Source organism: Tessaracoccus luoxuelianae (genome assembly GCF_055326245.1).
In genome coordinates this window covers 1-7419 of the sequence record NZ_JBUZNO010000024.1, presented here as the reverse complement: position 1 = coordinate 7419, position 7419 = coordinate 1, and the positions used below count along the sequence as shown (strand labels likewise).

Annotated in this window: 9 protein-coding genes; 7 read left to right on the top strand and 2 right to left on the bottom strand. The window is 66.4% G+C overall.

Features of this window, described 5'->3' with window-relative positions:
- Window positions 1-740: YncE family protein (locus tag ACZK39_RS16620; protein WP_463613964.1), on the bottom strand; the 740-nt coding region annotated here is incomplete at its 3' end.
- Window positions 741-1515: 775 nt separating this feature from the next.
- Here ACZK39_RS16620 and ACZK39_RS16615 point away from each other — a divergent pair.
- From ACZK39_RS16615 to ACZK39_RS16585, 7 genes are all read left to right on the top strand, one after another.
- The gene (locus tag ACZK39_RS16615; protein WP_182782070.1) at window positions 1516-2475 is read left to right on the top strand and encodes a hypothetical protein; all 960 of its coding nucleotides are present in this window, start codon (window positions 1516-1518) and stop codon (window positions 2473-2475) included.
- Window positions 2476-2541: 66 nt separating this feature from the next.
- On the top strand, window positions 2542-2919 hold the full coding sequence (arsD, locus tag ACZK39_RS16610; protein WP_182782071.1) for an arsenite efflux transporter metallochaperone ArsD: 378 nt from the start codon (window positions 2542-2544) through the stop codon (window positions 2917-2919).
- Between the two features lie 10 nt (window positions 2920-2929).
- On the top strand, window positions 2930-4681 hold the full coding sequence (gene arsA / locus ACZK39_RS16605) for an arsenical pump-driving ATPase (RefSeq protein ID WP_463613963.1): 1752 nt from the start codon (window positions 2930-2932) through the stop codon (window positions 4679-4681).
- A gap of 67 nt (window positions 4682-4748) precedes the next feature.
- The gene (locus tag ACZK39_RS16600; protein WP_182782073.1) at window positions 4749-5150 is read left to right on the top strand and encodes a YlbF family regulator; all 402 of its coding nucleotides are present in this window, start codon (window positions 4749-4751) and stop codon (window positions 5148-5150) included.
- 15 nt (window positions 5151-5165) lie between these two features.
- Window positions 5166-5537 (top strand): YlbF family regulator, encoded by a 372-nt coding sequence (locus ACZK39_RS16595; protein ID WP_182799174.1) that lies wholly within the window; start codon window positions 5166-5168, stop codon window positions 5535-5537.
- A gap of 283 nt (window positions 5538-5820) precedes the next feature.
- The gene (locus tag ACZK39_RS16590) at window positions 5821-6366 is read left to right on the top strand and encodes an arsenate-mycothiol transferase ArsC (protein ID WP_463613962.1); all 546 of its coding nucleotides are present in this window, start codon (window positions 5821-5823) and stop codon (window positions 6364-6366) included.
- Entirely contained in the window at window positions 6363-6704 is a 342-nt protein-coding gene (locus tag ACZK39_RS16585; protein ID WP_182782076.1) for an ArsR/SmtB family transcription factor, read from the top strand. Before ACZK39_RS16590 ends, ACZK39_RS16585 begins: the two co-directional genes overlap by 4 nt.
- 405 nt (window positions 6705-7109) lie before the next feature.
- Here the strand turns inward: ACZK39_RS16585 and ACZK39_RS16580 are convergent.
- A partial coding sequence (locus ACZK39_RS16580; protein ID WP_463613961.1) for a hypothetical protein occupies window positions 7110-7419 on the bottom strand: 310 nt, incomplete at its 5' end.

The window sequence follows — 7419 nt, the reverse complement described above, 5'->3', positions numbered from 1 at the left end:
GAACTGGACCCGACCAGGCTCACGTAGGCGTACCGCCCGTCCGGTGCGACAGCGACCTGCGGAGGGGAGTCCCCGACCGGAATCGTCGCGGTGACTTCATAGGTGTCAGTGTCGATCACGTCGACAGTGCCGGCCGTGGTGTTGGCCACGACCACCGCCGCACCGTCCGGGGTGGGACGCAGGCCGTGCGGCCCGGCACTGAGGTCAACGGTGGCCCGGAGCTCCAGCGACTCGGCGTCGTAGACGCTCAGCGTGTCATCCCCCGAGTTGGTGACAAGGACCTGCTCACCATCAGGACTAACGACCACATGCGCAGGGCTCACACCGGTCGGAGCGGTCCCCAACAGCTCATACGTCGCGGCATCCAGCGCCACCACAGCGTTGGCGTGACCACTGACAGCCCAGACCGTGCCACCATCAGGGCTCACCTGAACATTGTGAGGACTCTCGATCCCGCTCACCGTGGTCACCACGACACCGGTGTCCGCGTCGATGGCCGACAAGGAATCACCGTCCTCGTTGGCAACCCACACCGTGCCCCGGATCGCCATCGGCTCCTGAGGTCCGGTGCCTCCCTCACCGGCAGCGCCCTCGTCGCTCTGCGTAGCGGCGGCACTGCTCAACGGCGCAGCCGAACCGGCAGCCGGTGCATCCTGCCCACAGGCAGTCAGCGTCAAGGCGGCCATCACAAAGACGGTGAGGAACAAGGGGCGGCGCAGACCGCCGTGGGAAACGAGCACGTGATTTCTCCTAATAACATGTAGAAATGTAGGACCACTATGACGCCTCGTTCGTCTGCCTTCGATGCTCATCCGGTCAAGGTTCCGTCAAGGACACATCGCCTACCCGGGGAAGTCGGGGAAGTCCCGCGAAGCATTGGTTCTCGCGCTGGGCGGTGGCAAGCCGCTCCACCTCTGACGCCGCAGATCGACCCGCGTATTACATCGGATCACCCAGAGAATCCGGTGAGCGTCGGCTGCCGACGGCGACAGCAGCTCGTCTCCTGCGACGACGTGCCGCTGCCGCCGCGCGAGTGGAGTCACGACCGCCGCGGCCTGAGTTCCGCGCGTGGTGTGAACCTGCCGACCTCTGAAACCACGATCTGCAGCTGATGGCCCAGTGTGGCCACGCAGGTCGCTGGACCCCAGGACGGTCACAGTCACACCCAGGCCGGTTGGCGCGTCGGGGTTCGCGCCCCACTCCCTGCGGGCGGCATTCGTCACGTAGGCCGGGAAACGTGACGCCACCTCACCGCAAGATCGCCGCCAGACCCGCCTGGGTTCCATCGGCATCAACACCCGAGGACGCCTGGGAGGAACACACCGCCACCCAACTCCCTGATGTGCAAGGTCGTGCCCTGCGGTGCTCAAGCCGTCGAATGTCAACCCGGGTCGGGCTCCGAGGCTCGGCCACGGACACTCGCCGACCTCACTCTCATGCTTGATATGTGGGTGATCTTCTGATTGACCGGCGCCTCTGTGGTGGGGGTGTCAGGATCGGGTGGAGGTGCCCTCAATGTCGCTGTTGCCGTGTTTGCTCCCTGCTGCTGATCGGGTGACGGGGGCGCCGCCGGGCAGCTTCGGTGACCCGTTGCTGGATGCCTATCTGGAGTTCCTGGTGGCTCGGGTGCGCCCGAACTCTGTGCTTGCTGCCTGGTATGACCTGAAGGTCTTCTTCGGCGTCGTGGGGAAGCCGGTGGTTGCGGTGACCCCGGCGGACGTGTTCGGGAGAGGAGAGTTGCTGGCCGATCCGATCCCCGACACCGTCGCCGCCTTACTCGCCGCCGCCGGCGGCACCATCAGAATGGCGACCATCGCACCGGAACTCCCGGGCGCCATGGATGCGATTCAGGTGATGCTCGCCAACGGCTGCCTTCCGGCCATCGGTCATACCGCCGCCAGCTACAACATCACCAAGGCCGCCATCGAGGTGGGCGCTACAGGGGTCACCCACATCTTCAACGCGATGTCACCGCTGGGCCACCGCGACCCTGGGCCGATCCTGGCGTTCCTGGACGACTCGCGGACCACGGTCGAGTTGATCTTCGATGGCATCCACGTGAGTCCCGCACTGGCGGCCTACATGATGCGCCTGCTGCCGAACCGGGTCGTCCTGATCACCGATGCCATGGCGGCCGCCGGGGCCCCGGACGGCGATTACCAGCTGGGCGCTCTGCCGGTCGAGGTCAGCGATCGGGTGGCTCGACTGACCGGACTCGACACCATCGCCGGCAGCACCCTCACCCTCGACAGGGCGGTACGCAACGCCGTCGCCTACGGAATCCCGCTTGCCCAAGCGGTCCGCAGCGCCACCATCCTTCCCGCCGAGTACCCTCAACCTCCACAACGTCGGAAGAGTCGCAGCAGGAGCCAGAGCCGACCTGGTCGCCCTCGACGACGACGCGAACGTCACCAGGGTCATGTACGGCGGAACCTGGCAGTAGCGCCCACCGGCATGGCACCCCCGCCAGATTGACTTCCATCGATTCGACTAGGCTAGAGTTCACATCGACGGTCTTCGATGTGTCTTCGAGAGGAAATCATGGTCAATATCCGAGTTTTCGAGCCAGCGTTGTGCTGCAACACCGGGGTGTGTGGTGAGGACGTGGACCAGGCGTTGGTGAACTTCTCCGCCGACCTGGACTACGTGAAGCAACAGGGCGTCGACATCACCCGGCACAACCTGGCCAACGACCCGACGGCGTTCGTGGAGAGCCCAGCGGTGATGAGCTTCCTTCAGGCGGCCGGATCGGAGGGGCTTCCCCTGGTCCTGGTTGACGACGTGACCGTGCTGACCGGCAGTTACCCCACGCGTGAGATGCTCGCCCGCTACGCGGGCCTTGGCACACCCACTCTTCGTCCGCGTTTCAGCTTGGCCACCGTGGGTGGCGGCTCCTGCTGCGGCGGCGGCGGTTGCTGAGGCTGTGGACATGAAATTCCTCAGCAGTCCCACGCGCTTCCTCTTCTTCACCGGCAAGGGCGGCGTGGGCAAGACCTCGATCGCGTGCGCCTCGGCGGTGCAGCTCGCCGAAGCCGGACGTCGCGTGCTTCTGGTGAGCACCGACCCGGCGTCCAACGTCGGTCAGGTTTTCGGCCAGACGATCGGCAACACCATCACGGCAGTGACGTCGGTCCCCGGCCTGGACGCCCTGGAGATCGACCCCGAACAGGCCGCCGCCGACTACCGTGAGCGAATCATCGGCCCCGTTCGAGCCTTCCTGCCCGCACGTGAGATCGCCGAGATGACCGAACAGCTGTCCGGATCATGCACCACCGAGATCGCATCGTTCAACGAGTTCACCGGACTGCTGTCCGACCCGACGCTGGTCGCCGACTACGACCACGTCCTGTTCGACACCGCCCCCACCGGTCACACCATCCGGCTCCTGAAGCTGCCCGGCGACTGGACCGGCTTCCTCGACACAGGCAAGGGTGACGCCTCCTGCCTGGGCCCCCTGTCCGGACTGGAGAAGCAACGCACCCTCTACGGCGGAGCGGTGACGGCACTGGCCGATCCTTCGGTCACCCGCCTGGTGCTGGTCGCCAGGGCGCAGGCCTCCAGCCTTGCCGAGCTCGCCCGGACCGCCGAGGAACTGAGCGAGACCGGCATCAAGCCCAGCAACGTGGTGATCAACGGGGTGCTCCCCGATACCGCTGGAGCCGACGACAGCCTGGTCGTCGCCATCCGGGAACGGGAGCAGGCCGCCGTCGCCGACATGCCGGCCTCGTTGGCGGGGGTCCCTCGCGATGTCATCGAACTCAAGCCCGACAACATGCTCGGCCTCGCCGCGCTCCGGTCATTGTTCGACGGCTCAACGACGCTTCCGATGGACTCAGTCAGCTACTTGCGTGAGGACATCGCCCCCTCGTTGAACGACATGGTCGACGACCTTGCCGCCCCCGGGCATGGGCTCATCATGTGCATGGGCAAGGGCGGCGTCGGGAAGACCACCATCGCCGCGGCGGTCGCCACCCGCCTCGCCGAGTTGGGCCACGAGGTCCACCTCACCACCACCGATCCTGCCGGGCACCTGGCACACACCATGGGGGAAGGTGACGCGCTACCCACCCTCACCATGTCGCAGGTCAATCCCGCTCAGGCAGTCCAGGAGTACCGCGATCACGTCATGGCCACCAAGGGCAAAGACCTTGATGAGGCTGGCCGGGCCCTCTTGGCCGAGGACCTGCTGTCCCCCTGCACCGAGGAGGTCGCGGTCTTCAAGCAGTTCTCCCGACTGGTCAACCAAGCGCGTCGCACGTTCGTCGTGATGGACACCGCGCCCACCGGCCACACCCTGCTGCTCATGGACGCCGCCGGCTCCTATCACCGCGAGATCGCCCGCAACATGCCCGAAGGCGCCCACTACGCCACCCCCATGATGCGACTCCAGGACCCCGACTACACCAGGATCCTGCTCGTCACGCTGCCGGAGACCACGCCCGTCCTCGAGGCGGGCATCCTCGAGGACGACCTGAAGCGGGCCGGCATCCAGCCCTGGGCCTGGGTGATCAACCAGTCGCTTGCCGCCGCCACCACCACATCACCCCTGCTCCGTCACCGGGCAATCCAGGAACAAGGACCTGTCGACTCCGTACGGGCCCGCGCCAAGCGGCTCGCCATCGTCCCCCTGCTGCACGAGGAACCCATCGGACCCAAGCGGCTCGCCCGCCTGGCCTCCTAGGAAACCACGGCGCACGGCCCAGTCTTCGACCGCATCACACCTACCCACCACGAGGAGCCCTGACCACATGCTGAATCCAACCCTCCAGGCGCCGGCTGACGCCGAAGCCGAGGTGCACGCCGCCGCTAGAGCGTTCGGTGCGGCGCTGAAGTCCAGCAACGAGTTCACCGCCCTGCTGGCCGCCGACGAGGCCGTCTCCACCGACGCCGAGGCGAACGCCGCAATTGCCGCGTTCGAACAACTCCAGCAGGAGTTTCGGGCGGAGATCACGGTGGGAGTCCTGACCGACGCCCACCGCGCGGACCTGGAGCGCAGCCAGGAAGCGATGCTCAGCGTCCCGACGGTTGCCGCCTACGCGGCGGCCATGTCAGCGTTCCAGGATGTGTGTCGCGACACGGCATCCGTCGTGACCGCTGAGGTCGGCATCGACTTTGCCGCCAACAGCCGCTCCGGCGGCTGCTGCGGCTGACAGGAGAAGACAATCATGCTGACCCCCGATCTCCACGACGCTGCCCTGACGTTCGGCCGCGCACTCCGCCAAGCCCCCGCCGTAGCCGCCTACCGGGCCGCAACCGACGCCTTGGCCGACGACCTTGAGGCGCAACAGACCATGATGGCCCTCCGTGGCCCGCAGGCCAGTCTCGTACGGACGCAACAGGCCGGACTGCCACCGAGCCAGGAACAGGTCAACCAGCTGCGCCGCAGCCAGGAGAAGGTCCGGGCCAACGAGGTCATCATGAACCACCTGCGGGCCACCAACGCCGTCAAGGCCTACCTGCCCACGGTGGCTCGTGAGGTGAGTGGTGCACTCGGCGCGGACTACCCGAGCCTGATCGCACCAGCCTCCGGCTGCTGAACTCGCCAACCGCTGCCCTCGTGGTTCACGAACGGCCATGTCGTCGAGGGCGAGGAGCGGCGCCGCAAGGGTGTCCACGCCAACGCGGCGATGTGGACGGACCCGACCCTGAAGAACACCTGCCTGATCGGCCCCTGTGGGGGGAAGCGTCAGCTTCTACGACACCAGCGTGACACTGAAGCCGGCCTAGAAGGCTGTCCCAGGGCTGCGGGCATTCTTTGGTCGGTTGCGAATGGGGGTATGGTTCGTATCGATAGCCGTCGATGTGCAAGGGGAGGACCTGATGGATCTCGCGGCCGCTTACACCTCGGTGAAGCCTTCCCCCATTGAGCGGGCTAGGCCTACCGTCCTCTTCGTGTGCGTCCACAACGCCGGCAAATCGCAGATCGCCGCCGCAATCATGCGGCAGGGCGCAGGTGAGCGCGTCAACGTCAGATCAGCAGGAACTGCACCGGACGCGCAGGTGCACGACCTGTCCGCGTCTGCGGTCGCGGAACTCGGCGCGGACATGTCCGACCAGGTTCCGACCCGGCTCGAACCAGAGATGCTGACCGACGCAGACCGCATCATCGTGCTTGGAAGCGAGGCCCGTGTGGAGGCCGTCGAGGGCATGCGCGCAACGATCGACACCTGGGTCATCCCGGACCCCGCAGATCAGGGTATCGAGGGGCTAGATCGCGTCCGGCTGATGCGAGACGACATCGCGGAGCGGGTCCACGACCTCCTTGATGAGATGGGCATGACCGGAGGGAACCCGCTCCAGGGCCAGGTGGCGAACTCCTCCAGCCGCAACGAACCAGCACGCAGTACGAGAAAGCTCTCGACATGATCCGTACCCTGCCCCTCCTCGAGTGCGCTCCCGCCAGCAATGACGCACTCATGTCGGCTACCGACGCGGAGCGGCTGGCCGCCGTGCTCAAAGTGCTCGCAGATCCAGTCAGGCTCAGGTTGCTCCGATTGGTTGCAGACTCCCCAGATACCACGGCCTGCGCCTGCCACCTGCCCGACGCACTCGGCATCTCTCAGCCAACCCTGTCCCACCACCTCAAGAAGCTGGTCGAATCCGGACTTCTCGAACGAGACCAGCGTGGCCGCTGGGTGCACTACCAACTCCGCGCAGGAGCGCTCGGGCCTGTAGCGGAGTTCGTGTCGAGCTGCGAGCAATGAGCAAGCCCGCCGTCTCCAGTCACCTTCTTGGCCCGAATGGGAGCCGACGGGTGGCTTGATCGATCAGGAAGGGCTGATCAGCGGCAGGGAAGCTGACGCAAACCATCGGCCCGGCAATTTCGGGAGGCGTCCCTCCTGATGGGCGAGGACTCGGCGGCGGCTCGGGCCGGCCAGCCGGTCGGGTCCGGATACTGCCGACCTGTTCGCATGCTCGGGCACGGGGAGTTAGATGTTTCATGAGCCCCACGGCTGCTGATCCTCTGCGCGGACTCCCCGCGCGGCCTCATCCTGTCCGTCGCGAGCGTGTTCATGGCATCCGCACATCTGATGACTGTCGCCCCCGCAGCGACGCGAGAGCCCCCGCCTGCGGCAGCCAGGGTTCATGCCTCGGCAGCCGGGGCAGGATCACTGGTCCTGCTTCTCCTGAAGCAGGCTGAGCCTCTCGAGATACCCCTCGCGCGGGATGTAGCCATCGGCGAGACTGTCAGCCAGCACCGATTCGGTCGGTTGTTGGCGCTTGAGCGTCCCCGTGCCTGGGCCCGACAGAGGAACGGGCGACACGGCCCCGACTCCTGAGGACGAACAGGATGCATATTGCGCTGGGTGAGAGCCGGTGTTCCGTTGTGGGGTGAGCCAGTGTTCCGTTGACGGCTGAGCCATGGTGACGCCGCGGTCGGCCGCGGTTTCGCGTGTGGGACGTTCGTCGGGTCCGTGC

Bases quoted from the DNA above. Each gene is read 5' to 3' on its own strand.
- ACZK39_RS16615 (WP_182782070.1), top strand. From the start codon at position 1,516: ATGTCGCTGTTGCCGTGTTTGCTCCCTGCTGCTGATCGGGTGACGGGG.
- arsD (WP_182782071.1), top strand. From the start codon at position 2,542: ATGGTCAATATCCGAGTTTTCGAGCCAGCGTTGTGCTGCAACACCGGG.
- arsA (WP_463613963.1), top strand. From the start codon at position 2,930: ATGAAATTCCTCAGCAGTCCCACGCGCTTCCTCTTCTTCACCGGCAAG.
- ACZK39_RS16600 (WP_182782073.1), top strand. From the start codon at position 4,749: ATGCTGAATCCAACCCTCCAGGCGCCGGCTGACGCCGAAGCCGAGGTG.
- ACZK39_RS16595 (WP_182799174.1), top strand. From the start codon at position 5,166: ATGCTGACCCCCGATCTCCACGACGCTGCCCTGACGTTCGGCCGCGCA.
- ACZK39_RS16590 (WP_463613962.1), top strand. From the start codon at position 5,821: ATGGATCTCGCGGCCGCTTACACCTCGGTGAAGCCTTCCCCCATTGAG.
- ACZK39_RS16585 (WP_182782076.1), top strand. From the start codon at position 6,363: ATGATCCGTACCCTGCCCCTCCTCGAGTGCGCTCCCGCCAGCAATGAC.